The following is a 23,119-nucleotide window of genomic DNA, read 5'->3' as shown; positions in this document are numbered from 1 at the left end:
ACCAGTGGCCTCTGCCTTCGGAGGGCAGCGCTCTATCCAGCTGAGCTACGGGTGCGTGCTCGCGCCGCGTAGCAGCGCTCCCGGCGTTTCGCCAGTCCCTAGCGCTTCGTCAGCTTCACCGGGTGGAACTGGCCGAGACCGCAGCTGGCGCCGCTGCTGACGGGCGATTCGCGCAGGACGGTGATGATGTTGACCGAGCAGAGCTGGCTCAGCGAAGTGGCGTAGGCGAAGCGCTGTTCGAAACCGAGTTCGGGGCAGGCGTAGGGCAGGGTGTTGCGATACACCTTGCCGCCGCGCGTCACGAAGTCGATCGTGCGGTCGTCGCGGACGCGGGTCTCGCGGATCTGCGCCAGTCCGAGGCAGCTCACGGCGGGACCGGCCGGGGTCGCCGCCGGCGCGCGGTCGCGGTCGGCGGCGGCCAGCAGCAGCGGGACAGCGAGGACGGCGAGGGCGAGGCGCATGGTCATGCTCCAGCGGTGACGGGCGGCTGGGTCTTGGGCTTGAACGCGCAGAGGTCGGCGACGATGCATCGCCAGCATTCGGGCCGGCGCGCCTTGCAGACATAGCGGCCGTGCAGGATCAGCCAATGGTGCGCGTGGCGGCGGAAGGGGGCGGGGGTGACCCGCTCCAGCCCCAGCTCGACCGCGAGCGGCGTCTTGCCAGGCGCGAGCTTCGTGCGGTTGCCGACGCGGAAGATATGCGTGTCGACCGCAATCGTCTCCGCCCCGAAGGCGACGTTCATCACCACGTTCGCGGTCTTGCGGCCGACGCCGGGCAGGCGCTCCAGCGCGTCGCGATCGGCGGGCACCGCGCCGCCGTGCTCGGCGAGCAGCAGGCGGCTGAGCGCGATGACGTTCTTCGCCTTGGTGTTGTAGAGGCCGATCGTCTTGATGTGCTCCTTCAACGCCGCCTCGCCGAGCGCGACCATCGCGGCGGGATCGCGAACCTGCGCGAACAGGCGTTTCGTCGCCTTGTTGACCGACACGTCGGTGGCCTGCGCCGACAGGGCGACGGCGACGAGCAATGTATAGGGATTGATCCAGTCGAGTTCGGTCTGTGGCGACGGGTCGGCCTCCGCCAGCCGCCGGTAGAACTCGAAAACGTCAGCCCGCGTCACAGGCCCAGCACGTCGGCCATGCGATAGCGGCCCGGCGCGCGGCCGACGAGCCATTGCGCGGCGCGGATCGCGCCATGCGCGAAGGTGGAGCGGTCCTGGGCGAGATGGCTCAGCTCGATGCGCTCGCCCTCGCCGGCGAACACCACCGTATGATCGCCGATCACGGAGCCGCCGCGCAGCGACGCGAAGCCGATCGTCCCTTCCGCGCGCGCGCCGGTCAGGCCGGCGCGGCTGTCGACGCGGACCTCGGCGAGCCGGCTGCCGCGCCCGGCGGCGGCGGCCTCGCCGAGCAGCAGCGCGGTGCCGGACGGGGCGTCGACCTTGTGGCGGTGATGCGTCTCGACGATCTCGATGTCCCAGTCGGAGCCGAGCTTCGCCGCCGCCTGGTGCACGAGCCGGGCGAGCAGCGTCACGCCGAGCGAGGTGTTGCCGGTCTGGAGTATGGCGATGTCGGCGGCGGCGGCGTCGATGAGCTGGTGATGCGCCGCCGTCAGGCCGGTGGTGCCGATCAGCAGCGGCGTACCGGCGGCGCGGGCGGCGGCGAGGTGCGCGGGCAGCGCGGCGGGGGCGGAGAAATCGACCAGCACCTGCGCGGCGCGGGCGAGCGGGGCGGGGTCGTCGCCCGCGTCGGTGCCCCCGGCGAGCGTCGCGCCCGCCGCCTCGATCGCGCGCGCCAGCTCGCGGCCCATGCGGCCGTTGCAGCCGTGGATGCCGATCGCGGTCATACGCCTAGTCGCTCGCTGGACGGTGAACGCGTAAGTTCACGAAAATCCCGTGCGTTCGGTAATTCCAATGCGCGGATACGCAATTTTGTTGCGCAAACGAGGGGGTTCAGTTGTGGTGTTCGGCATGACATTTCCGGCCCGTGCCACAGGTCCGTGGTTGTAGGACAGCCCCTCTTCGTCGTCGTGCCGGGCTGGTCCCGGCATCCACCGTCGGACGCGCCATTCGGCCGACATGAATATCCTGCGGTGGATGCCGGGACGGGCCCGGCATGACGGGGAGTGCGTGCCTCAGTTTGACATGTAGTCGCTGATCAAGTGGCATTGGGCGTCCACCCCCTATATGTTTTGCGCAAAGCACGGAGGCGGCAGTGGCTTCACTGAAGTACAGGATTGAGTTTGGGCCTCGGGATGATCGGAAGGTCAAGCTGAGGTTGCGCATGGCGGCTGTCATGCCGGTCTATCGTGCTTTGAAAGCGGCTGGCGAGCTCAACATCTTAATTGTCAATCCGGCAGGAGAGCGTGTTGACCCAGACCAGCTTGCATTGAACGTGGAACTTGGCGGATCGAGGTTCGGCGACCATGGCTAAAAGCTCCGACGTAGAGAAGCGTCCCGCCGGGGCGCCCGCGCCAGCGAAGCGTGGACCTTACAACAAACAGGGTTCAATCATGAAGCTAACAATTGGCCTAGCGACCGCTTTATTGGCCACGAACTCGGCATTGGCTCAGTCGACGGACTGCCTGACCTTTGGAAATCAGACGTCCTGCACGACGACGGGCAGCCAGCCATCGGCCACGGCTCAAGCGCAAGCGTCAATGGACCGCCAAGCAGCCGAGGCCGCTGCAACCGAACGCGCGGCTGAAGATCGGAAGGCCATAATGTTCAATCAAGTTGGTGGTCTGATCGCGAAGGGCGACTGCGATGGCGCTAAGCGGCTCGCCAACTTCTACAGTGATCGAGCCTTGACCAAAGCGACACTGCGGGCCTGTCCCTAATTTGAAACTGAGACACTACCCTGGGTGAGCCACATTGACTTTTTAACCCGTGCGGTCCATATCCGGCGCATCGAGGCGTTTGCAGCGTGATCGGGCCCTTGGGGTCCAGGCTCCGCCTCGGTCGTTCATCGCAGGATTCCCAAGTCACGCGGGGGTTCAATCTCCCCGCCGCCCGTTTGCTCGATCCCGAGCGCACGCCCGGCATCAATTCGAGTATTTTCATGTCCTTTTCCCATCTCGGCCTGGCCGCGCCCCTTCTCGAGGCGCTGGCCGCCAAGGGCTATGCCGAGCCCACCCCCATCCAGCGCGACGCCATCCCGCACGTCCTCGAAGGCCGCGACCTGCTCGGCATCGCGCAGACCGGCACCGGCAAGACCGCGGCGTTCGTGCTGCCCTCGATCCAGCGCCTCGTCGCTTCGGCCAAGCGGCCGCTGCCGACGCATTGCCGGATGCTGGTGCTGGCACCGACGCGCGAGCTCGCCAGCCAGATCGCCGAATCCGCGCGCGGCTACGGCAAGTTCAGCCGCATGGTCGTCGCCACCGTGTTCGGCGGCACGTCGATCAACAAGAACCGGCAGGACCTGTCGCGCGGCGTCGACATCCTCGTCGCTACCCCGGGCCGCCTGATCGACCTGGTCGAGCAGGGCTATGCCAATCTCGCGCAGACCGAGATCCTGGTGCTCGACGAGGCCGACCAGATGCTCGACCTCGGCTTCATCCATGCGCTCAAGAAGATCGCGCGGATGGTCCCGCGCAAGCGCCAGACCTTGTTCTTCTCGGCGACGATGCCGGTCGCGATCCGCGAGCTGTCGGCGCAGTTCATCAACGACCCCGTCACGGTGTCGATCAAGCCCGCCGCCACTACGGCGGAACGCGTCGAGCAGCACGTCACCTTCGTCAACCAGGCGGAGAAGCAGGCATTGCTGACGCTGACGCTGCGCGCCCCCGGGATCGAGCGGGCGCTGGTCTTCACCCGCACCAAGCACGGCGCCGACCGCGTCGTGAAGCTGCTCGCGGGCAACGGCATCGCGTCGAACGCGATCCACGGCAATAAGAGCCAACCGCAGCGCGAGCGCGCGCTGAGCCTGTTCAAGGCGGGCGACGTGCCGATCCTCGTCGCGACCGACATCGCGGCGCGCGGTATCGACGTGTCGGGGGTCAGCCACGTCATCAACTTCGAGCTGCCCAACGTCCCCGAGCAATATGTCCACCGCATCGGCCGCACGGCGCGCGCCGGCGCGAGCGGCATCGCGATCGCGTTTTGCGCGGACGACGAACGGCCGTACCTGAAGGACATCGAGAAGCTGACGCGGCAGAAGATCGAGCAGCGTCCGCTGCCCGCCGACTTCATGCAACAGGCGAACGCGATCAAGTCGACGCGGGTCGCCGCGATCGGCGCCGATCCCGCCCCGCGCGAGGATCGCCAGCGCCAGCCGGCCCGCCCGCGCGCGACGCACGCGCCGCAGGCGACGCGCGGCTCGGCCCAGGGCGGCCCGCGGACCTATGCCAACGCCAGCCGGCGTGGCGGCGGCGGTAGTGTCGGCGGCGGCGGCCGTGGTCGCAGCGGCGGCGGCGGCGGCCGGAGCAGCGCGGCGTCGCGTTAAGCTTCCATCGTCACCCCGGCCTTGTGCCGGGGTCCACTGTCGTCCCGGCCCTGTCGTCGGCCCGTGAGGGGCTGGTGTCCGGAGAGGCCGTGAGTGGATGCCGGCACAAGGCCGGCATGACGGTGGGATACACTGCGTCCGCTATCCGTTCGCCCCTGTGACCCGAACAGGAGCCAACCCATGGACGTATCCACCACCCCCGCCGTCGAGCGCGTCGCGCGCGTGCTGGCGGGGCAGCACATCAGCGCCAACGCCGAGGGCGATGTAGAGTCGGCCGGGCGTCGGATCGATGACATGTGGCGGGATTACCTGCCCGATGCGGTGGCGGTGATGAAGACGCTGCGCGAGCCCGACGCGGCGATGGCAGCGGCGGGGGATCCGGCGGTGTGGGAGCGGATGATCCTCGCGGGGCTGGAGCAGGGCAAGCCCGAGACGGTGGTGCTCTAGGGTTCAAACTCGATCAGGACAGGCGACCGCGAAGCGGCGGGCCGATTTTGACGCCAGGCTGCGTTGCGCGTCATGGGATGTTGGGGTCACGATGCCACAGCATTGCTCTCTCCTTGCGCCTTGCCCGGCACCAAAATCGGCTCGGTCATGACCCTGTCCTGATGGGTTTGAACCCTAGCCCCGGTCGCGGCTCTTGCCGACCCGGCCATCGCTGTCCTGAACCTGCCAGAAGCGCGACCAGCGGTTGACGCGGGGCAGGATGAGGCCGGTCAGCACGGCGGTGAGGATCGGCGACGACAGCGCGGTCTGGGCGATCGGCGGCCAGCCGGTCAGCAGCGCGCGGACGGCCGTGCTGATGACGAGCAGCACCGGCAACACGGCGACCAAGGTCACCAGCCACGTCTTCCATTTGTGCGCGGTCGCTTCGCTGGGCAATGCAAAGCTGACCCGGTCCCCCGTCTCGGCCTGGGCGCGGCCGACGGAATGGCTCTCGCCGGCCCGCATCAGCGCGGCATAGGCGGGCGAGGCCTGCCATCGCGCGAGGTCGTCGGCGCCGACGAAGCGGTGGAGAAGGTGGTGGAAGCCGCCCGCCTGCTCCAGCCGCACGCTGCCGTCATGACCGGGCGCGCCGGCGGCGGCGCGGTCGAGGTCGGTCGCCCAGCCGCGGAAGCGATCGAGCCGGCCGGGGCGGATGACACGGGTGAGGACGAGCGTGGCGAACTGGGGCATGACGGGTGAACGCGGACGACGCCGTTCGTGTCCGGCTAGGGTCCAACCCCCTAAATGGCGAGGCCGTGACAAATCTCCCCTTGCCCTGCGGGTGCTGCCAAAGCGGGCGATCCGCGTCGTCGGGGCCGCTGGACGTGGCGCCGCCACGCCTGCGCGACCCCTCCTGGCGGCTCATCCCGCTTTGGCAGCATCACGGCCTCGCTATTCAGGGGGCTGACCCTACAGCAGCTTCTCCTGTCTTGCCGCTTCCCGCCCTGCCTTGCGAAACGCCGCGCCCGGATCGACCAGCGGGATGTCGGGCCGCTTCCCCTGGAACAGCTCCGCCAGCGTGATGATCTGCAGCCTCGGATAGCTTCGCCCCGTCGCCTCTGCGGTGAACCGGCCGACCGCCGCCGCCTCGCGCTCCATCGCGCTGGTCGGCATGGCGAGTGTGAGGAACACGCCGATCGGTGCCTTCTCGCGTTCCATCGCCGAATGGAGGTCGCGGATCATCTGGACACCGACGTTCGCGCCGCCCTTGACCGAAACGATCGCTTTGCAGGTCGCGCGGCCATCGGGCTTGAAATAGATCACCCCGTCGATGCCGCCGTCGGCGCCCTTCTTCCTGCCGCCGAACGGCATCGCGTCGACCAGCGATACCGCCCACCATTGGAACTGGTATTTGTCGCGCGCCGCCAGATCGTGCGCGCTCGCCAGATCCCTGGGCGTGCCCTCGACGGTGAAGGCGACGCCGGGGAAGGCGGCGCGCAACCGTTTCTCGATCAGGCTGATCGCGAGATGGGTGACGTCGATGCCGATCCAGCGCCGATCCAGCTTCTGCGCGGCATGGATGGCGGTGCCGCAGCCGCAGAACGGGTCGAGGACGACGTCGCCCGGCGACGACGAAGCGGCGATGATCCGCTCCAGCAGCGCCAGCGGCTTCTGGGTCGGATAGCCGAGCCGCTCCTGCGCTTGGCTGTTGAGCGCCGGGATATCCGTCCACAACGCCTGGACGGGCAAGCCTTTGGCTTCGTCCAGATAGCGCTTCAGCCGGATGCCGCCGGCGCGGGTGAAGTGCAGCCGGCGCTCCTCATCGAGGCGGCGCATCGTCTCGATCGGCATTCGCCACAGCGATGTCACGCCCTTGTATTCATAGGTGTAGCCGCCGCCCGACAGCCCCTTCGCGGTCAGATTGTCGTCCATCCAGCGTCGGCCATCCGCATCGGCATTGCGGAACCGGGCGGCATAATCCGCGTCATACGGCGTGAACAGCTGCGTCCACCGGTGTTCTCGGCCGCGTGCGTAGAACAGGATGGTGTCCGTGTTGCGGCCATAGCGGGAGCCGTCAGCGTGTGCGGTGGTGCGCTTCCACGTGATCTCGTTGAGGTAGCGCTCGGGCCCGAACACGCCGTCGAGCAGCAGTTTAAGGTAATGCGACGCGGTCGGGTCGCAGTGGAGATAGAGGCTGCCGGTCGGCTTGAGGACGCGGTGGAGCTCGATCAGGCGCACCGCCATCATCGCGAGATACGCCATCATGTCGTTCTCGCCGAGAAAGCCGCGCATCGCGTTCAGCAGGTCGAACGCCTTGGTCGCGCCCGAGCGGGCGACCTGATCGAAGGCGTCCTCGGCGGTGTCGTTCCAGCGCCAGCTATCCTCGAACGCCTCGATCTGCGCATCGGCCCCGGCGCCGGCGGGGGAGCGGAAGAGGATGTTGTAGGTCGCGTTCGAGTTGAAGGGCGGGTCGAGATAGACGAGGTCGACGCTGGCGTCGGCGACGTGGCGCCGCAGGACGGCGAGGTTGTCGCCGTAATAGAGGTGGTTGCCGGGGTCGTTGCGCATCAGCGCGACCGGACCACTTGCCGCGTTCGCCGTCGTGCACGGCTATGTCGGGTCCGGAAGATATATGCATCGCGATCCGACTAACCAATTGCGTTGGCGCGCAGATATTCCTCCGAAATGGCGGCATCCGTGACTCCGGCCCGGGGGGCGGGGTGACGGATCCAGGCTGCCGCTGTTCAGCTACCCAGCGTCCTGGTCAGGAAGGCGTCCGCCTTGGCCAGCATCGATGCGCACCTGCGAATCCCTGAGCTGGTGATCGATCAGCGGATAGACGCGAAGATTTCGACGGGAATGATCGCGTCGGGATCGGCGGGGGCGACGAGCAAGGCGGTGGCGACCCACAAAGCGCGGCGAGGACCATGATGACGTGACTCTAACTCTGGCCCCGCCTTCCTGCACGCGCAGGCTAGCAAAGCGGAAGGCAGGGGCAAGATGGAGAATGTCAGGCCGGATTGTACTTCGTCAGGAACGCCTCCAGCCGGTCCATATAATCTTTCTCGTTAGCCGACTTGCTGAAACCGTGGCCCTCGCCCGGATAGATGTGCGTCTCGTGCGGCTTGCCGGCGGCGGTGAGCGCCTTGTCGTATTGCACAGTCTGCTTGAGCGGGACGGTCGAATCCTTGTCGCCGTGGACGAGCAGCACGGGCACTTTGAGCTTGGACACATTCGCCAAGGGCGAGACGGTGGCGAGATCGAAGCTCTTGTCGCCCTGCACCTTCGCGCCGAACTTGCGCCGTGACTTCTTGGACAGGAAGAAGTCGGCTGAATAATCGAGCTGCGATTTCAGATCGGACACGCCGGCGAAGCTCACCGCGCAGCGATAGCGCTCTGGGTTGCGGGTCGCGCCCCACATCGCCGCATAGCCGCCATACGATCCGCCGACGAGGCAAACGCGCTTGGCGTCGGCATAGCCCTGCGCCACCGCCCAATCCATGCCGTCGTCGAGATCATCCTGCATCGCGCGGCCCCATTGGCCCTCGCCCTTGGCATCGAAGGCGGAGCCATAGCCGCCCGAGCCGCGGTAATTGGGCTGAAGCACCGCATAGCCGCGATTAGCGAGGAGCTGCACTTCGGCATCGTATTCGAGCTTGTCGCGCACCGTGAAGGGACCGCCGTGCGGCATGACGATTAGCGGCAGCCCCTTCGCCTCGCGTCCGACCGGCAGCGTCAGATAAGCGGGAATGTCGAGCCCGTCGCGCGCCTTGTAATGGACGTAGCGCGTCGGCGACAGGCCCGCCCGGTCGACCTTGTCGGCGACCTTCGAAAGTCGGGACAGGGCGCCCGTCTTGGCTTCGTACAGGTAATAGGCGCCCGGGTCGGTGGCGCTGCCGGCCCAGACGATCATGCGGCTGCGGTCGCGGCTGCGCGACACGACGAACGCCTGCCGACCCGCGCCGAAAGTCTTGTCGAGACCGGCCTGCACCGCCTTCATCTTGGGATCGAACCATTCGATCCGGTCGCGGTCGTCGGTGTAGGTCGCGTCGATCAGCTGGCCCGTCTCGCTGTCGTAATCGTAATCGTCGATATCGTTGGTCGGGCTGGCGAAGACCTGCTCGCCGAGCTGGCGTGTCGCAAAATTGTATTTGTACAGCACGCCCCGGCCGGTCCGATTGGAAATGACATAGCCCTCGTCCGAATCGAAGACGAGCCGCCAGGCGTCGACCGTGTCGTCCGCATCCCAACTGATCTGGGGGCTGCGCGAGTAACCACCGTGGCCGGACTTGCGGTATGCGACGAACCAGCCGTTTTCCTGAATGCCGATGCCGGCGCGCAGATTGCCCTTATTGTCCGCGGACCAGGACCAGATGTTGTCGTAGGGCTGCTGCTCGACTGTCGACTTGCTGCTGGCCAGATTGACGCGGATCACCGACGGATAGTGATATTGGTCCAGCTGCGACGCCATCAGAAGCGACTCGCCCTCGGGATCGACCCAGATCAGATTGTCCCCCGTCGGACCCTGGACCTTGGGGCCGAGCATCTTCACGCCGCTCGTCGCCAGGTCAAAGCAGAAGACGCGCGTCACGTAACGGTCGCCGCGATCGTACCAGGGGATCTTGGCGCCCATGGCGATAAGCACACGGCCGTTGCCCGCCCAGCGATAGCTGATGAGATCTTGCTCTTGGGGTAGCGTGATTGTCTCCAGCGCGCCTTTGCCCCCCAACTCGGCGATCGCAAGAGTGGTCTGCCCGCTCGTGAACATGCGCGCGAGCAGGCGCGTCCCGTCGGGCGACAGCAGGGGACTGCGGAACGCGCCGGGGTCGGCAAGCGCGGCGGTCTCCAGCCGGGGCGGGGTGGCGTCGACCGCGACAGCGACGAGTGGCGACAGTGCCGCGAGCGCGGTGAAGCGGATTAGCGTCGACATTGGCATTCCCCCGGTTCGTATGTTCGGTCGCCAGATTACCTACCTCCAAGGGGCTGGCAAGAGGCGACAAAAAGCCGCGCGGTGGTCGGCCGCGCGGCTTTTTCCATGTCCGATCAGCGCCCGGCTCTACCCCGCGGCGTGAGCCGCCAGCGCCGCCAGCAGCAGCAGCGCGACGATGTTGGTGATCTTGATCATCGGGTTGACCGCCGGGCCGGCGGTGTCCTTGTAGGGATCGCCGACGGTGTCGCCGGTCACCGCCGCCTTGTGCGCGTCCGATCCCTTGCCGCCGTGGTTGCCGTCCTCGATATATTTCTTGGCATTGTCCCACGCGCCGCCGCCCGAGGTCATCGAGATGGCGACGAACAGGCCCGACACGATCACGCCGAGCAGCAAGGCGCCCAACGCCGCGAAGGCGCTCGCCTGGTCCGACACCGCGCGGATGATGAAATAGACCGCGATCGGGGTCAGCACCGGAAGCAGCGAGGGGACGATCATCTCCTTGATCGCCGCCTTGGTGACGAGGTCGACGGTACGCGCATAATTCGGGCGCACGGTGCCCTCCATGATGCCCGGATTGTCGCGGAACTGCGCGCGGACGTCCTCGACCACCGCGCCCGCCGCGCGGCCGACCGCGGTCATGCCGAACGCACCGAAGCTGAACGGCAGCAGCGCGCCGAGCAGCAGGCCGACGATGACGTACGGGTTCGACAGCGAGAAGTTCACCGTGATGTCGGGGAAGTAGATGCCGAGATCGGTGGTGTACGCCCCGAACAGCACCAGCGCGGCGAGCGCGGCCGAGCCGATCGCATAGCCCTTGGTCACCGCCTTGGTCGTGTTGCCGACCGCGTCGAGCGCGTCGGTGCGGTGGCGGACGTCGTCGGGCAGCCCCGCCATCTCGGCGATGCCGCCGGCGTTGTCGGTGACCGGACCGTAAGCATCGAGCGCCACGACCATGCCGGCCAGCGCCAGCATCGACGTCGCGCCGAACGCGATGCCGATAATGCCGGCGAGCTGATAGCAGGCGATCACCGCGATCGAGATGACGATCGTCGGCAGCGCCGGGCTTTCGAGGCTGACGGCCAGGCCCTGGATGACGTTGGTGCCGTGGCCCGTCTCCGACGCCTTGGCGATGCTCCGCACCGGGCGGTAGTTGGTGCCGGTGTAATATTCGGTGATCCACACCAAGGCACCGGTGAGCGCGAGGCCGATCATCATGCACCAGAACAGCTTCATGCCGGTGAAGGCGAGCGGCGCGGTGGCGACCGCCGCGTCGGGCGTCAGCGAGCCGGTGACGTCGCCGAGCGCGGTCGATCCGCCGAGCACCGCGTGCATGTCGCCGAGCACATATTGCGTCGCCAGATAGATCGCCGGGATCGACAGGATCACGGTGGTCCAGAAACCCTTGTACAGCGCGCCCATGATCGAGCCCTTGCCGAGCCGGACCATGAAGGTGCCGATGATCGAGGTGATGACGCACACGCCGCCGACGATCAGCGGCAACGTCATCAACTGGAACAGATGGTCGGCGTTGGGCAGCAGCAGCGCCATCGACGCCATCGTCACGCCGATCGTGACGACATAGGTCTCGAACAGATCGGCCGCCATGCCGGCGCAGTCGCCGACATTGTCGCCGACGTTGTCGGCGATCGTGGCAGGATTGCGGGGGTCGTCCTCGGGAATGCCCGCCTCGACCTTGCCGACCAGATCGGCGCCGACGTCGGCCGCCTTGGTGAAGATGCCGCCGCCGAGGCGCGCGAAGATCGAGATCAGCGACGCGCCGAACGCGAGCGCCACGAGCGTGTCGACGATGACGCGGCGGTCCGCGCCGACGCTCAGGTCGTAATGGCCATAGGTGAGCAGGCCCCAGAACATGACCGAGATCGCGAGCAGGCCGAGGCCCGCCACCAGCATGCCCGTCACCGCGCCCGACCGGAAGGCCATCGTCAGGCCGCCCTGGAGCGAGGTGCGCGCGGCTTCGGCGGTGCGGACATTGGCCTTGACCGACACGTTCATGCCGATGAACCCGGTGACCCCCGACAGGATCGCGCCGAGCGCGAAGCCGGCGGCCGAGATCGGGCCGAGGAACACGCCGACCAGCACCGCGACGACGACGCCGACGATCGCGATGGTGCGATACTGGCGACCGAGATACGCCTTGGCACCCTCGGCAATGGCGGCCGCGATGTCCTGCATCTTCTCGTTGCCGGGGCTGGCGGCGAGGATCTGACGGCTGGTGACGATGCCGTAGAGCACGGCGATGACGCCGCAGATCATGGCGAGATAGACAGATGTCATTCGGCGCTCTTCCCCTGTTGCCGGCCGCGTTGCGCGCAAGCCCTTATCGGCGCGAGCCTATAGGGCGCGGGACGAAGGTGGCAAGCATCACTGTCCCCCTCCCCGTGGGAGAGTCAGAAGGGGGTGTGCTCGAATCCCAAACGGTCGGGCAACGGCACCGGCCGCTCGCCCTCGACCAGCGTCAGCCCGGCACCCGCCGCGAACCAGCCCACCCGCGTCGCCCCGACCGGCGGCTCGACGCCGGCCGGCAGCGCGAACAGCAGTTCGTAATCGTCCCCCGCCGTCGCCGCCGCGAGCGCGTCGCCGCGCCAGGCGCGGCCGGCGGGTGACAGCGGCACGGCGGCCAGATCGATCGTGACCGCCAGCCCGCTCGCCGCCGCCATCCGGCTCGCGTCGATCAGCAGCCCGTCGGACACGTCCATCATCGCGTGGACCAAGGGTGCGAGCGCGCGGCCCTCGGCCAGGCGGGGCTGTGGCCGGCGATAGCGGTCAAGCAGTTCGGCCGGCCCCGGCGCGCCCTTCGCGATCGCCAGCCCCGCGCCGGCATCGCCGATCGTGCCCGTCACCCACAATGCGTCACCGGCGTGTGCGCCCGAGCGGGGCGGTGCGACAGCGTTGCCGCCCAGTGCAGTGACGGTAAGGACGCGTGGCGCGCCGACCGGCAGCGAAACGGTATCGCCGCCGATCAGCGGACAGTCGAACGCCGTCAGCACCTCACCCAGCCCGGCCAGAAAGGCCCGGTCCCAGCCGTCGTCGCCGAGCGGATAACTGAGCAGCACCCCCTCGGGCCGCGCGCCCTTGGCGGCGAGGTCCGACAGATTGGTCGCGACCAGTTTCCACGCGACGTCGCCGGGGGGATCGTAGGAAAGGAAATGGACGTTCTCGACGAGAGTGTCGGTGGTGACGATGAGCCCGGCGACGACCGCCGCGTCATCCGCCAACCCCCGCGCGCCGGGGTGCAGGGGCAGGGTGCGCAAGGCGGCGAGAAACTCGGCTTCGATCACATTCCGGGCCGTAGCGCCGAGGGGCCCCTATGTCTGCGTTTGGCGGTTAGCGGACATTCATGACACAAGTCGCTTCCGAGAGCGGTTGACGAGGATGGCAATGGGCATTGGAATAAGATTTTCGTTGCTTGCCGCAGTCGCACTTGCAGCAATTGGTCAGGCGCAATCGGCCGGCGCGCAAGCAACAAAATCTTCGGTCGCGCTGCCGCCCGCACTTGAGGCGACGATTGCGAAGAGCCACGAAGCCCTGCAGAAAATCTTGAACGGCGATCCTTCGGGCTATGCGGATCTTTTCGCCGATCGCGACGATATCACATTAGGCAATCCCTTCGGACCATTCGGCAAGGGTCGGGCTGCCGTCCTGAAAGCCCTCAACAACGCGTCATCCAAATATAGGGAGGGCAAAGTTGTCCGCGTCGAACGGGTCGCCGTTTACGGTGATGGAAAACTGGTTGTTCTCGTAGAAATCGAACATGACCGCGCAAAGTTGGGGACGAGCCCCGACTTTGCCGAGTTTGCTGCGCGGGTCACGAGCGTGTACGAAAAGATCGGCAAAGACTGGAAGCTGGTCCATCGCCACGCCGACCCGATCACGGCGCCCCGCCCGGCCGAATTGATGTTGGGGAAATAGCTGACACACGGGATGTCGGACGTCGGGCATTGGCGATAGCGGCGTTTCGCGGCGCGGTCGGCGGTTACGTCAACATTTGGAGGCATGTTGCATCCGTGTCGTATCCGCATGGGCACATTCCAATGGCGACTGGAACAAGGACGCGTTGGTGGCATTGTCATACGCGGCCTACGAGGCTCGTATGAAGGGGTAACCGAATGAAGAAGATCGCCGTTCTCGCCATCGCAGCCGGTCTGGCGTCGCTGAGCGCATGTAACACCAGTCCGCGCGAGCAGGCCGCGGATAACATCGAGTCGAACACCGAGGCGGTGGCCGACAATTTGGAAGACTTGGCCGACAATGCGTCCACCGACGCGACGGAGGCTTCGCTCGAAAACAAGGCGGATGCAGTTCGCGCTACCGGCCAGAACCAAGCCGAAGACATGCGGACCAACGATCCGGACACCAATCTGGCGAACGGCATGTAACCGAGTTTCGGGCCGTATAGCTCCCGCGCACGGTCTGAAGCGAAGGGGCGTTCGGTGAAATCCGAGCGCCCCTTTTTGCGTCAGGCTAGTCCGCCGTCGAATCATGCCTCCAGGTCCGGCAAATGGGCGAAACCTGCCGTTCCTCAATCCTCCCGCTTCGCCCCATCCAGCAATGCGTCGCGGCGCGCCTGTTCGGCGGTGTCGCGCTGTTTCGCGCCTTGGTGCGCCCGTGCACGGCGCGCCGGGACTCCGCCTGCGCGCTGGCGGCATCCCGGTCCCGCGCCTTGCGGGCGCGGCGGAGGTTGACGAGGTCGACCATCAGGCGGCGCGGACGTCCTTCGCCACCGCATCGAGCAGGCCGTTGACGAAGCCTGCCTCGCGGCGGTCGTAAAAGGCGTGGGCGACGTCGACATATTCGCTGATCACCGCGCCGGTCGGCACGTCGGGACGGGCGAGGAGCTCGTAGGTGCCGGCGCGGAGCAGCGCCTTCATCGGCTTGTCGAGCCGCTCCAGCTTCCAGTCGGCGCTGAGCCTCGCGGCGATGCGCTCGTCGATCTCCGCGTGGCGGGCGCGGACGCCCTTGACGAGATCGTCGAAGAAATCGACCTCGGCATCGGCATATTTGACGCCCTCGATCGTCGCGCCGAGGCGGTGGTGATGAAACTCGTGGAGGAGCGCCGGCAGCGCGGTTCCTTCCATCTCGTGCTGATAGAGCGCCTGGACGGCGGCGAGGCGGGCGGCGGCGCGCGCCTTGGTGCGGGTGGCGGTACGGGACATGGGCTGCGCATGTAGGACGCGGCCGCCGCCACGTCACCCCGCCAGCGCGTACCCTTGCACCGGCTGCGCGAGCCACGTCTCGGCGGTGGCGAGATCGGCGAAGTAGCGGATGCCCGGCCGGTTGAGCAGCCGGCGCACCTGCATCCGGATCGCGGCGTCGCCGGTGACGAAGGCGAGCCGCCGCGCACGCGTCCGCCGGTCGGCGATCATCACCCGGGCCGCCTCGACGATGTCCTGCGGCTGGAGCTTGAGATCGCGGACGTCGACCAGCGTGTCGTGGCCGTTGCGGGGGCAGCGCAATTTCCTGTGCGCGGTGCGGCGTGCCTCGTCGAACCCGGCGAACGCCGCGGGATCGAAGAATCCCGACAGCGTGACGCGGATGAGGTTGCGTTCCGGATGGGCGATCACGGCGTAGCTCGCGGACATAATTCCCGCATCCGGCAATTTGTTTGCGATTGCGTAAACCGCGCGCCCGATCAGCCTTTCAGGCGCAGCGCCACCGAGCGGGAATGGGCGGGCAGCCCTTCCGCCTCCGCGAGCGCGACCGTGGCGGGGCCGAGCCGCCCGAGCCCTGAGCGCCGCCTCGTCGAGCTGATCGCGCGACCACGGCAACCCGCTCTAGCAAGCCGGCTTGGCGAAAGCACAGAACGTATCGATGGTATTCTGACGGTCTTGAGCCTGCCTGTTCCACTCTTGTTGTCGTGCCTCGTTCGCCGCAGCGACATCCACGTCAGCTTGTCGCCGAAGGCGGCGATCCTCGGCCGCTTCGCGGGCATCGGTTTGATCAATCGTGGGTGAAGACCACCCCGCCTTCGTCCGAACGAAGAGGTCTGCGCGTCGAAACGTCCCGGTGCTACCATTGAGTGTCAAACCAAGCGCAATCATACCGCTATAGATTGAATTGGGCGGGACGGCGGTACTCGTGGCGTATGTGTAGGAGCAGCGATACTGAGCGGCGGCCGCGCGTACGCATCGCGGGTCAAAGATCTTACGGCGCAGGTAATAGGCGATGGCTCCCGTCGGCATCCTCACGGCGTCTTCACCGATCGTCTGCGTCACTGTCCCATTATAGTATCGCGCGTGCGAACGGGCCATCACGGCCCCGATCTGGTCCGGCGACGGTGAGCCAGGAGTCGTCGGGGTGGAGGCGATAACAGCGGCGCGGGTGGCGGCGGCTTGCCGACTCCTTGCATTCTCCAGTTCAGCTTGGCGGGCCGCAATCTGGTAATCGGCCTCGCCACGATTGCGCATTTCGTCTGCCTCCTTACAGACTTCCCGCCGCAGCGCTTCGCGTTGATCTCCGGTCACGCTGTCGCCATTTGGTATCGGAATGACACTGCGGCACATATCCGCATATAGTCGATATTTTGAGATATCGCGCTGTCTCGCGATTTCAGCATATTTATAAGTTTGCTGTGCGTAGGCGGACGTAAACATTATGGGAAAAGACAAAATGCTCGCCACGACCGTTCGTGAGACGAAATTATTCATATACATCTCCCACCTATATATATGTAGACTTATATAAGACAGGCTAATCTAGAACGATTTTATCGAAATGGTGTTCAAGTAACTGGGTTAGCGACAATGACACGCGACAATATCAAAATACGATTGAATCCGGTTGAATTATTGATTTAGCCGCAGCCGCAGTGTCACTGAACGGGCGTGCGCGGGCAGGCCCTCCGCCAGCGCCAGCGCCACCGTCGCCGGGCCGAGCCGCCCGAGCGCGGCCTCGTCGAGCTGGAGGAAGCTGGTGCGCTTCATGAAGTCGAGCACCGACAGCCCCGACGCGAAACGCGCACGGCGGCCGGTGGGCAGGACGTGGTTGGGGCCGGCGACGTAATCGCCGATCGCCTCCGGCGTGTGGCGGCCGAGGAAGACGCTGCCGGCGTGGCGGACCAGGTCGAACAATGCCTGCGGGTCTTCGACCGCGAGTTGGAGATGCTCAGGGGCGAGGCGGTCGGCGAGGGGGATGGCGTCGGCCAGCGTCTCGACCAGGACGACCGCGCCGTTGGCGTCCCAGGCGGCGCGCGCGGTAACGGCGGTGGCGAGGTCGGCGAGCTGGCGGTCGACCGCGGCGACCACGGCATCGGCGAACAGCGCGTCGTCGGTGAACAGGATCGATTGCGTGACGGTGTCGTGCTCGGCCTGGCTGAGCAGGTCGGCGCCGATCCAGTCGGGGTCGTTCCCGCCGTCGGCGACGACGACGATCTCCGACGGGCCGGCTACCATGTCGATGCCGACGACGCCGAAGAGCTGGCGCTTGGCCTCGGCGACCCAGGCGTTGCCGGGGCCGGTGACGACATCGACCGGCGCGATCGGACCGGCGCCATAGGCCAGCGCCGCGACGCCCTGCGCGCCGCCGACGCGCCAGATCTCGTCGATGCCGGCCAGATGCGCGGCGGCGAGGACCAGCGGGTTGATCTGGCCGTCGGGGGTGGGCGTGACCATCGCGAGCCGCCCGACGCCCGCGACCTTTGCGGGGATGGCGTTCATTAGCAGCGAGGAGGGGTAGGCCGCGCGTCCGCCGGGGACGTAGAGCCCCGCCGCGTCGACCGGCCGCCAGCGCGCGCCGAGGCGGACGCCGGCATCGTCGACATCGTCGCTGTCGGCGGGCCGCTGGCGCTCGTGATAGGCGCGGATACGGGTGGCGGCGAGTTCGAGGGCCTCGCGCAGGGCCGGATCGAGTGCGTGGAAGGCGTCGGCGCAGGCGGCGGGTTCGATCCGCCAGCCGGTCTCGGCGAGATCGTGGCGGTCGAGCTGCCGCGTATAGGCCTCGACCGCCGCGCCGCTGTTGTCGCGTACCGCGCGCAGGATGGCGGCGACGTCGCGGGTGACATCGGCGGTGGCTTCGCGGCGGGCGTTGACAAGGGCGTCGAAGGCGGTCGCAAAGTTGGGATCTGAGGTAGAGAGGCGGATCATCGCGCGTCACCATCACCCTTCCGCGGCTCCGCCGCTCCCTCCCTTTCCCACCGGGAGAGGGAAAGGAGACGCCGCAGGCGGCGGGAAGGGTGAGGGTGACCGAGTTCAGGCCGCATCCCGCACCCCCACCGCCCGCCGGAACGCCTCGACGAGCGGCACCACCTCGCTCCGCGTCTTCATCGCCGCGCGGTTGACCACCAGCCGGCTGGTCACGGCCATGATCCGCTCGACCTCGACCAGCCCATTCTCCTTCAGCGTCCGCCCCGACGACACCAAGTCCACAATGCGCGGCGCGAGGCCGAGCGTCGGCGCGAGTTCCATCGCGCCGTTGAGCTTGACGCATTCCGCCTGCACGCCGCGCGCGGCGAAATGCGCGGCGGTGACGTGCGGGTATTTGGTCGCGACGCGGACGTGGCTCCAGCCGCGCGGGTCGTCGGTCGCGGCCAGTTCGGCGGGCTCGGCGACCGACAGGCGGCAATGGCCGATGCCGAGATCGACGGGCGCGTAAAGCTCCGAATAGGCGAACTCGGCGAGCACGTCCGACCCGACGATGCCGAGCTGCGCCGCCCCGTGCGCGACGAAGGTCGCGACGTCGAAGGCGCGTACGCGGATGAGCTCTATGCCGGGGACGTCGGTGGCGAAGCGCAGCGCGCGTGACTCCTCGTCGGCGAACGCGGGCTCCGGCCGCACGCCCGCGGCGGCGAGGAGCGGCAGCGCCTCGGCCAGGATACGGCCCTTCGGGACGGCGATGATGAGGGGTTGGGCCACGCGCCCGGGGCTTTACGGAGCCGCGTTCGCGGGTGCAACAAGCGCCTCACGGAGGAACGGACATGGCGGATGAGGCGGGCAATCGGAACGCGTTCCTGATCCAGGAGCATTATTGCAGCACCAACGCCGCGCCGGTCTATGGCCGCATGTGCAAGGCGATCGCCGGCGGCCTGACGCGGGCGAGCGCGGTGGGCGCACGTATCCTCGACTGGCCCGGCGAGCCTACGCGCGACGCGTTGCCGTTGCGCCTGTTCGGCGGGCTGCACGCGCTGGTGCTGGCCGGGGCGGATGACCAGCTGGCGGCGGTCTATGCCGGGACGGTGACCGACGAGCATGAGATCCTCGCGATCGTCGAGCGGACACTGGCACGCCACGGCGACACGCTGATGCCCTGGCTCGACGGGCCGCCGCAGACCAACGAGCCGGGCCGGTCGGGCGCGTTGATGATGGGCCTGATCGAAGTGGTGCGGGAGCATGGACCCAAGGTCGAAATCCTGGAGATCGGATCGAGCGCCGGGCTGAACCTGCTGATCGACCGATATCGCTTTGATCTGGGCGGAACGATGTTTGGCCCGGACGGCGCGCCGGTGACGATCAGGCCTGAATGGACCGGCCCTCCGCCGCCGCGCGTGCCGCTGGAGATCGTCTCCGTCCGCGGGTGCGATGTCGCGCCGATGGACGCGACCGATCCTGCCGTGGCGGCTCGGCTCGCCGCTTATGTCTGGCCCGAGACGCCCGAGCGCCTGATCCGGGTGAGGACCGCGATCGAGATGGTGCGCCAAAGGGGCGTAGCCCTCGAGCGCGCCGATGCCGCAGACTGGATCGAGGCACGACTGGCCGAGCCGCAGCCGGCGGGCGTAACGCGGGTGCTGATGCACTCCGTGGTCTGGCAATATCTACCCGAGCCGATCGCCCATCGGGTCCGCGCCGCCATGGTTGCGGCCGGGGAGCGCGCCAGCGCCGAACGCCCGATCGCCTGGGTGGCGATGGAACCCGACCGCGCCTTCGGGCACCAGGTCGTACGCGTGCGAAGTTGGCCCGGCGACGGGGCTTGGCGGATTGTGGCGACCGCGCACCCACATGGGAGCTGGGTCAGCGCCGATTCGTCGCGCGAAGAGATGGCATCGGTGGAGCTGCCCGCTGCGGCGAAGATCGAGGTCTGAAGCTCATCACACACCCCAACTCCGCATCGCGGCGATCACGGCCGGCGCATTCTCCCACGGCACGAAATGTCCCGCGTCGACGCGCCTCACCGTCAGGTCGGGGACGAGCCGCTCCAGTCCCTCCAACTGCACCGGCAGCAGCGCCTTGTCCGCCATGCCCCAGATCACCAGCGTCGGCTGCGTCACCGGCGGGAAGGGGGCGTCGAGGAAGGCAGGGCGGGGCGGGTCCTCGTCCATCGCCGGCACCTGGATGGCCGAGGCGCGATACCAGTTGAGCATCGCGGTCATCGCGCCGGGCTGGCCCCATTCGTCGAGATAGGCCGCCCGGTCCTCGCCCGCGACGACGCGCGTCAGGACCTGCGCGAAGGTCGAGGAGAAGAATGTCTCCAGCCCCGCGCCGACCAGGCCCTTATCGAGCGACGTATCGCGAAAGCGGCGGATATATTGGCTCGCCGCGCGCTGGTCGCGGTCGTCGAACAGCGAGCGCTGGAAGACCAGGGGATGCGGCGCGTTGACGATCACCAGCCGCGCCACCCGATCCGGATGCTGGAGCGCCGCCATCCAGGCGATCGCGCCGCCCCAGTCGTGGCCGACCAGCATGAAGCGCTCGATCCCGAAATGGTCGGTGAGGGCGATCAGGTCGGCGACGATCCTGTCTGGCGTGTAATATTCGACGCCCTCGGGCTTGGACGACCGCGCATAGCCGCGCTGGTCCGGCGCAATCACGAAATGGTCGCGGGCGAGGTCGGGCACGACGCCGCGCCAGGTCCGGTGCGATTCGGGAAAGCCGTGGAGCAGGATGACCGGAGGGTGGTCGCGCGACCCCGCCACCTGCACGTCCAGCTCGACGCCGGTGGTGAGCGCGATGCGTTGCAGGGCGTCATGCATGGCCATTTCCTTCGTCATGCCGGCCTCCGCCAACGGTCGAATAAGCTGCCCTGCGGTGGATGCCGGCACAAGGCCGGCATGACGTCAGGGATAGCTCACCGTCAGCGGTATATCCGGCAGGGGGATGAACTCGGCGTCGTCGTCCGGCACGGCGGGAAACTCGCCCGCGCGCCAGGCGCGTTTGGCTTCGCGGATGCGGTCGGGGCGCGACGACACGAAGTTCCACCAGACGTGGCGCGGGGTAGCGAAGGCATCGCCGCCGCACAGCATCGCGCGCGCGCCGGTCGCCGAGTGCAGTGTCGCCGCGATCCCCGGGCGCAACACGTACAGCGTCCGGGGCAGGAGCGGGACGCCCTCCAGCACCGCCTCACCCTCGGCGAGATAGATCGCGCGCTCTTCCGCCGCCGCGTCGATCGGGACCGATGCGCCGGGCGCGAGGCGCAGGTCGGCGTAGATCGTGCCGGCGTAGGTGGTGGTCGGCGCGGTCAGTCCCCATAGCCCACCCATGATGATCCGCGCGCGCACGCCGTCGGCGTCGAGTTCGGGCAGCGCGCCGGCGGCGACATGCTCGAAGGCGGGGTCGCGCTCCTCATCCGCCTCGGGCAGCGCGAGCCAGGTCTGAATGCCCGACAGCGCCGGCCCCGCCGAGCGCTCGTCGCCCGGCGACCGCTCCGAATGGACGATGCCATGCCCGGCGGTCATCAAATTGACCGCGCCCGGCTCGATGCGCTGGCGGACCCCCAGCGAATCGCGATGGTCGATCGCGCCGTCGAACAGATAGGTCACCGTCGCCAGGTTGATATGCGGGTGCGGGCGGACGTCGATACCCTGGCCCTGCGGCAGATGCGCCGGCCCCATCTGGTCGAAGAACAGGAACGGGCCGACCATCGTCCGCTCCTTCGCCGGGAGCGTGCGGTGGACCTTGAAGCCGCCGAGATCGTGGGTGACCGGGGCGATCACCTGCTCAACGAAGCTATCGAGCATCGGCGGGCTCCGTCCGCGCCAGCAGGGCGGCGAGGTCTTCCGGGTAGATCCATTCGTCCACTGCCGCCAGTTCGTCGGGCGCGAACCAGCGCCAGCTCTGCATCACCCTTTGCTCCAGCTCGGTATGGCCCCCCGTGTCGACCGCGAAAGCGTCGACGTCGACGCGGAACCAGCGCTCGTCGGCGGTCACCTCGACGCCTTCGATAGTGAGGAAGTCGACCGTCCGCTGCGCCACCTGCGGCCCGCAGTCACAGTCGAGCCCGACCTCCTCCAGCAACTCGCGCCGCGCCGCCTGCTCATAAGTTTCGCCCTCGTCGAGCTTGCCGCCGGGCGTGCACCAAAAGGGCGGGCGGCCATCGTACGGCGTAAAGCGGAACAGCAGGACGCGGCGCTCGGCGTCGACCAGCAGGATGCGCGCGGCGGGGCGGGGCTGCCTCATGCTTCCTCTCCCGGCGCCCGGGCGCGGATCGCGAGCGCATGGATGCCGCCCGGTGCCATCAGGTCGGCGAGCGCGTGGTTGACCAACCGCTGCCGCGCGACGCGGTTGAGCCCGACGAACGCCGCGCTCTCGACCGCGACGCTGAAATGCGTCTCGCCCGAGCCGTCGTCGCCCATGTGGCCGGCGTGCTGCGCGGAATCGTTGCTCACCTCCAGCCGCGTCGGCGACAAGGCGGCGGTCAACCGGGACGTGATTTTCTCGGTCATCGGAGCGGTGGCGGGGTCGATCATCGCGCCTATATAGCCGGTTTTGGCCGGAAGTGGGCGTGGCGAGCGAGAAGAAAGACCGGCCCAAGGAGCGACCCAGTCCGCGTTTCCACGGTCGGGTCGAAGCGAAGGGGCGGATGTGCGCCGAGCCGGGCTGCGTCGAGCCGGGCGAGTTCCGCGCGCCGCTGCTCGAACCGCCGAGCGGGCGCGACGGGCCGCCGCCGTTCCGCTGGCTGTGCCTCGATCACGTCCGCGCGTTCAACGCGGGCTACAACTTCTTTTCGGGCATGAGCGCGGAGGAAATCCACATGGCGCAGCGGCCCTATGCGGGCTGGGAGCGCGAGACCCGCGCCTTTGCCGGCAACGGTGATCCGGGGCCGCGCTGGGCCGATTTCAGCGACCCGCTCGACGCGATCGCTGCCCGCTTCCGCCGCGAGCACGCGCCGGAGCGCCACGACGGCAAGCCGCTGTCGGGGCAGGACCGCGAGTCCTTGCGCGTGCTGGGGCTGGACGCCGCGGCCGACCGGCGGGCGCTGCGGCAGCGCTATTCGGAGCTGGTCCGGCGCTACCATCCCGACCGCAACGGCGGCGACCGTAGCCACGAGGCGGCGCTGCAGAAGGTCATCGCGGCGTATCAGCAGCTCCGGCAGGCACCGGCGTTCGCGTAATCGTCAACCCAAGGCCGGCATGACGGGGTAAAGCTAGCTGGCCAACCGC

27 protein-coding genes are annotated in these 23,119 nt (G+C 67.8%); 9 read left to right on the top strand and 18 right to left on the bottom strand.

Features of this window, described 5'->3' with window-relative positions:
• Nucleotides 1-98 precede the first annotated feature (98 nt).
• The 3 genes from ACFE7K_RS08950 to dapB are packed head-to-tail and all read right to left on the bottom strand — an operon-like array spanning nt 99 to nt 1,842.
• Nucleotides 99-467, bottom strand: a complete 369-nt coding sequence (locus ACFE7K_RS08950; protein ID WP_375397840.1) for a hypothetical protein — start codon at nt 465-467, stop codon at nt 99-101.
• Nucleotides 464-1,117, bottom strand: coding sequence for an endonuclease III (nth, locus tag ACFE7K_RS08945; RefSeq protein WP_375397839.1), 654 nt, complete (start codon nt 1,115-1,117; stop codon nt 464-466). The genes ACFE7K_RS08950 and nth overlap by 4 nt, the downstream gene beginning before the upstream one ends.
• Nucleotides 1,114-1,842, bottom strand: coding sequence for a 4-hydroxy-tetrahydrodipicolinate reductase (gene dapB, locus ACFE7K_RS08940; RefSeq protein ID WP_375397838.1), 729 nt, complete (start codon nt 1,840-1,842; stop codon nt 1,114-1,116). Before dapB ends, nth begins: the two co-directional genes overlap by 4 nt.
• Before the next feature lie 368 nt (nt 1,843-2,210).
• On the opposite strand from dapB, the gene ACFE7K_RS08935 reads away from it, so the two are divergent.
• From ACFE7K_RS08935 to ACFE7K_RS08920, 4 genes are all read left to right on the top strand, one after another.
• Nucleotides 2,211-2,429 carry a hypothetical protein gene (locus ACFE7K_RS08935; protein WP_375397837.1) on the top strand — a complete coding sequence of 73 codons (219 nt, stop codon included), beginning with the start codon at nt 2,211-2,213 and terminating at the stop codon, nt 2,427-2,429.
• A gap of 79 nt (nt 2,430-2,508) precedes the next feature.
• A complete protein-coding gene (locus tag ACFE7K_RS08930) occupies nt 2,509-2,835 on the top strand; it encodes a hypothetical protein (protein WP_375397836.1) in 327 nt (108 codons plus the stop codon).
• 221 nt (nt 2,836-3,056) lie between these two features.
• A complete protein-coding gene (locus tag ACFE7K_RS08925) occupies nt 3,057-4,439 on the top strand; it encodes a DEAD/DEAH box helicase (protein ID WP_375397835.1) in 1,383 nt (460 codons plus the stop codon).
• Between the two features lie 180 nt (nt 4,440-4,619).
• Nucleotides 4,620-4,886: a hypothetical protein gene (locus ACFE7K_RS08920; RefSeq protein WP_375397834.1), complete on the top strand. Its 267-nt coding sequence runs from the start codon at nt 4,620-4,622 to the stop codon at nt 4,884-4,886.
• 174 nt (nt 4,887-5,060) lie between these two features.
• On the opposite strand, the gene ACFE7K_RS08915 is transcribed toward ACFE7K_RS08920, so the two are convergent.
• Entirely contained in the window at nt 5,061-5,615 is a 555-nt protein-coding gene (locus tag ACFE7K_RS08915; protein WP_375397833.1) for a hypothetical protein, read from the bottom strand.
• A 219-nt stretch (nt 5,616-5,834) separates the two neighbouring features.
• On the bottom strand, nt 5,835-7,433 hold the full coding sequence (locus ACFE7K_RS08910; protein WP_375397832.1) for a DNA methyltransferase: 1,599 nt from the start codon (nt 7,431-7,433) through the stop codon (nt 5,835-5,837).
• 213 nt (nt 7,434-7,646) lie between these two features.
• On the opposite strand from ACFE7K_RS08910, the gene ACFE7K_RS08905 reads away from it, so the two are divergent.
• Complete coding sequence (locus ACFE7K_RS08905) at nt 7,647-7,796, top strand: hypothetical protein (protein ID WP_375397831.1); 150 nt, start codon at nt 7,647-7,649, stop codon at nt 7,794-7,796.
• Nucleotides 7,797-7,875: 79 nt separating this feature from the next.
• Here the strand turns inward: ACFE7K_RS08905 and ACFE7K_RS08900 are convergent, their stop codons facing one another.
• The 3 genes from ACFE7K_RS08900 to thiL form a co-directional block, all read right to left on the bottom strand.
• Complete coding sequence (locus ACFE7K_RS08900) at nt 7,876-9,795, bottom strand: alpha/beta hydrolase family protein (protein ID WP_375397830.1); 1,920 nt, start codon at nt 9,793-9,795, stop codon at nt 7,876-7,878.
• A 126-nt stretch (nt 9,796-9,921) separates the two neighbouring features.
• Nucleotides 9,922-12,090: a sodium-translocating pyrophosphatase gene (locus ACFE7K_RS08895; protein WP_375397829.1), complete on the bottom strand. Its 2,169-nt coding sequence runs from the start codon at nt 12,088-12,090 to the stop codon at nt 9,922-9,924.
• Between the two features lie 113 nt (nt 12,091-12,203).
• Entirely contained in the window at nt 12,204-13,094 is an 891-nt protein-coding gene (thiL, locus tag ACFE7K_RS08890) for a thiamine-phosphate kinase (protein ID WP_375397828.1), read from the bottom strand.
• Nucleotides 13,095-13,188: 94 nt separating this feature from the next.
• Between thiL and ACFE7K_RS08885 the strand changes: the two genes are divergently transcribed.
• Nucleotides 13,189-13,725, top strand: coding sequence for a YybH family protein (locus ACFE7K_RS08885; protein ID WP_375397827.1), 537 nt, complete (start codon nt 13,189-13,191; stop codon nt 13,723-13,725).
• Between the two features lie 197 nt (nt 13,726-13,922).
• Complete coding sequence (locus tag ACFE7K_RS08880; protein ID WP_375397826.1) at nt 13,923-14,192, top strand: hypothetical protein; 270 nt, start codon at nt 13,923-13,925, stop codon at nt 14,190-14,192.
• A gap of 85 nt (nt 14,193-14,277) precedes the next feature.
• On the opposite strand, the gene ACFE7K_RS08875 is transcribed toward ACFE7K_RS08880, so the two are convergent.
• The 6 genes from ACFE7K_RS08875 to hisG form a co-directional block, all read right to left on the bottom strand.
• Nucleotides 14,278-14,511 carry a DUF4169 family protein gene (locus tag ACFE7K_RS08875; RefSeq protein WP_375397825.1) on the bottom strand — a complete coding sequence of 78 codons (234 nt, stop codon included), beginning with the start codon at nt 14,509-14,511 and terminating at the stop codon, nt 14,278-14,280.
• The gene (nusB, locus tag ACFE7K_RS08870) at nt 14,511-14,969 is read right to left on the bottom strand and encodes a transcription antitermination factor NusB (RefSeq protein ID WP_375397824.1); all 459 of its coding nucleotides are present in this window, start codon (nt 14,967-14,969) and stop codon (nt 14,511-14,513) included. Before nusB ends, ACFE7K_RS08875 begins: the two co-directional genes overlap by 1 nt.
• 33 nt (nt 14,970-15,002) lie before the next feature.
• Complete coding sequence (locus tag ACFE7K_RS08865) at nt 15,003-15,377, bottom strand: hypothetical protein (protein ID WP_375397823.1); 375 nt, start codon at nt 15,375-15,377, stop codon at nt 15,003-15,005.
• 210 nt (nt 15,378-15,587) lie between these two features.
• Nucleotides 15,588-16,460 (bottom strand): hypothetical protein, encoded by an 873-nt coding sequence (locus tag ACFE7K_RS08860; protein ID WP_375397822.1) that lies wholly within the window; start codon nt 16,458-16,460, stop codon nt 15,588-15,590.
• 138 nt (nt 16,461-16,598) lie between these two features.
• Nucleotides 16,599-17,894 carry a histidinol dehydrogenase gene (gene hisD / locus ACFE7K_RS08855; RefSeq protein ID WP_375397821.1) on the bottom strand — a complete coding sequence of 432 codons (1,296 nt, stop codon included), beginning with the start codon at nt 17,892-17,894 and terminating at the stop codon, nt 16,599-16,601.
• A gap of 105 nt (nt 17,895-17,999) precedes the next feature.
• On the bottom strand, nt 18,000-18,662 hold the full coding sequence (gene hisG, locus ACFE7K_RS08850) for an ATP phosphoribosyltransferase (protein ID WP_375397820.1): 663 nt from the start codon (nt 18,660-18,662) through the stop codon (nt 18,000-18,002).
• Between the two features lie 62 nt (nt 18,663-18,724).
• Here hisG and ACFE7K_RS08845 point away from each other — a divergent pair, with 62 nt between their 5' ends.
• Nucleotides 18,725-19,825, top strand: a complete 1,101-nt coding sequence (locus ACFE7K_RS08845) for a DUF2332 domain-containing protein (protein ID WP_375397819.1) — start codon at nt 18,725-18,727, stop codon at nt 19,823-19,825.
• Between the two features lie 6 nt (nt 19,826-19,831).
• On the opposite strand, the gene ACFE7K_RS08840 is transcribed toward ACFE7K_RS08845, so the two are convergent.
• From ACFE7K_RS08840 to ACFE7K_RS08825, 4 genes are all read right to left on the bottom strand, one after another.
• Complete coding sequence (locus tag ACFE7K_RS08840) at nt 19,832-20,713, bottom strand: alpha/beta fold hydrolase (RefSeq protein WP_375397818.1); 882 nt, start codon at nt 20,711-20,713, stop codon at nt 19,832-19,834.
• Nucleotides 20,714-20,797: 84 nt separating this feature from the next.
• Nucleotides 20,798-21,697 (bottom strand): pirin family protein, encoded by a 900-nt coding sequence (locus tag ACFE7K_RS08835; protein ID WP_375397817.1) that lies wholly within the window; start codon nt 21,695-21,697, stop codon nt 20,798-20,800.
• A complete protein-coding gene (locus ACFE7K_RS08830) occupies nt 21,687-22,136 on the bottom strand; it encodes an NUDIX hydrolase (RefSeq protein ID WP_375397816.1) in 450 nt (149 codons plus the stop codon). Before ACFE7K_RS08830 ends, ACFE7K_RS08835 begins: the two co-directional genes overlap by 11 nt.
• Complete coding sequence (locus ACFE7K_RS08825; RefSeq protein ID WP_375397815.1) at nt 22,133-22,426, bottom strand: BolA family protein; 294 nt, start codon at nt 22,424-22,426, stop codon at nt 22,133-22,135. Before ACFE7K_RS08825 ends, ACFE7K_RS08830 begins: the two co-directional genes overlap by 4 nt.
• A gap of 113 nt (nt 22,427-22,539) precedes the next feature.
• Here ACFE7K_RS08825 and ACFE7K_RS08820 point away from each other — a divergent pair, with 113 nt between their 5' ends.
• Nucleotides 22,540-23,070: a J domain-containing protein gene (locus ACFE7K_RS08820; protein WP_375397843.1), complete on the top strand. Its 531-nt coding sequence runs from the start codon at nt 22,540-22,542 to the stop codon at nt 23,068-23,070.
• The last annotated feature ends 49 nt before the right edge of the window (nt 23,071-23,119 follow it).

It is taken from the genome of uncultured Sphingomonas sp. (assembly GCF_964244265.1).
Taxonomy (GTDB): domain Bacteria; phylum Pseudomonadota; class Alphaproteobacteria; order Sphingomonadales; family Sphingomonadaceae; genus Sphingomonas.
Note: the sequence above shows the minus strand (reverse complement) of the source record. Positions and strands in the feature narration are given on the sequence as shown.